The 1,739-nt window shown below is 69.1% G+C and carries 1 protein-coding gene; it reads right to left on the bottom strand.

All coding sequences use genetic code 11. The features are described from left to right. Positions 1-1,739, bottom strand: a 1,739-nt coding sequence (locus A5652_RS12065) for a condensation domain-containing protein (protein ID WP_232001169.1), incomplete at both ends; no start/stop codon positions are given.

The following is a 1,739-nucleotide window of genomic DNA, read 5'->3' as shown; positions in this document are numbered from 1 at the left end:
TGGTGGGCGCGGGCCAGCTCGTGCAGGGCGCGGGTGGTGTGTTCGGGCAGACGGTAGGAGGTGGTGTGGCGCGGGCCAGGGTGCCCGCGCCCGGGGGGTCCGATCAGGGTGGGGGTGTCGAATCCGGCCAGCACTTGGGCCCAGGCGGTGCGCGCGGCGTGCTGGTCGCGCTCGGCGAGCCAGTGGATGAACCGGCGGTAGGAGACCGGGGCGGGCAGGGGTTGTTGGTGGTAGGCGGTGAAGATCTCGCCCAGCAGGATGGGCAGGGACCAGCCGTCGATGACGATGTGGTGGAAGGTCAGCAGGCATCGGTGTTGGTGGGCGGTGGTGCGGATCAGCGCCACCCGAAACGCTGGGGGTACTGCCAGATCGCCGACGGCGGCGCGCTCAGCGGCGCACAGTTGCGCGATGTGCTCCTCGACATCAACGTCCCGTGCGCCGAGTTCGACATATCTCCATCCCGGTTCGGGATCGGCCGGGATCAGTTGCACCGGGGGGTCGTAGTGGGTGGCGAACCGGGCGGCCAGGTGGGGGTGGCGGCTGGTCACGGTCTGGACCGCGTGCTGCAGGCGGTCGGGGTTCAAGGCGCCGGTGAGGGTGATGTCGAGTTGCATGGCGTACACATCGGGGTCGTGACCCTGGGCGCTGTTGGCGTGGAAGAGCAGGCCTTGTTGCAGCCCGGTCAGCGGCAAGATGTCAGCCACGCTGTACTGGCGGCACAGCTCGTCGATGTCGGCCTGGCTAAGCCGGGCCGGGGCGATATCGGAGGGGGTTAGCCCGCCGCCGCCGGCGTGCACGTGCGCGCAGATCCCGGCCAGGGCCTGCAGCCACAATTGGCTCAATTCGGTGACTGCGGTGTCATCGAGGGCGGTGGGCGCCCAGGTCCAGGTGGCCTGCAGTTGGGGGCCGGTGTCGGTGTCGAGGGTGGCGGCGTTGAGTTCCAGGGAGTGTCCCAGGGGCATGGGGATCGCGGCGGCGACCCCGAGCACGGCGGTGCCGCGGGGGTCGAGGCGCCACAGCTGGGGGTGGTCTTCGCCGGTGGCTGCGCCGAGTCGTCCGAGGTAGTTGAATCCGAGCACCGGATCGGAATCGCCTAGGTCGATGTCGGGGTTGAGGTAGCGCAGGGCGCCGTAGCTGAGCGGGTCGGGCAGGGCGCGTAGTTGTTCTTTGGTGTGTTTGATCAGTGCGCCAAGCTCGGGGTCGCCGGCGGTGATGTGGGGCCAGTGCAGCCGTCCGACGGTGAGGGTGACTGGGTATTTGGTGGTGAACCAGCCCACGGTGTGGGACAGGTCGAGGTGGGGGTCGAGGTCGTCGTGGCGGCCGTGGCCTTCGACGTCGATGCTGATGGGGGCCGCGCCGTTGCCGACGAACTGGGCCACGGCCATGGCGTAGGCGATGAGCAAGATGTCGTGGATACCGGTGTGGAAAGCTGCGGGGACCTCGGCGAGCAGTGCGCCGGTGGTATCCGGGTCCAGGGTTACCGAGAGGTGTCCGGCGCTGGCGTAGGTGTCGTGCTCGGGTTGGGGGGCGGGCACGATCGCTGGGGCAGCGGCCAGTTGTTTCCAGGCGTCGGCGAGCTCGATTACCTCGGGGCGGTGGGCGTAGTCGCCCAGTAGTTGGGCCCAGCGTTGAAATGAGGTGCCGGTGACCGGCAGCGCTATGGGTTGGCCGGCCCGGTGTTGGGTCCAGGCGGTGTTGAGGTCATCGAGCAGGACCCGCCAGGACACCGCGTCGATGAC

Origin of the sequence: Mycobacterium sp. 1165178.9 (assembly GCF_001673555.1) — a bacterium.
Lineage (GTDB): Bacteria > Actinomycetota > Actinomycetes > Mycobacteriales > Mycobacteriaceae > Mycobacterium.
The sequence above is the reverse complement of the archived record's forward strand: the minus strand, read 5'-3'. Positions and strand labels throughout refer to the sequence as shown.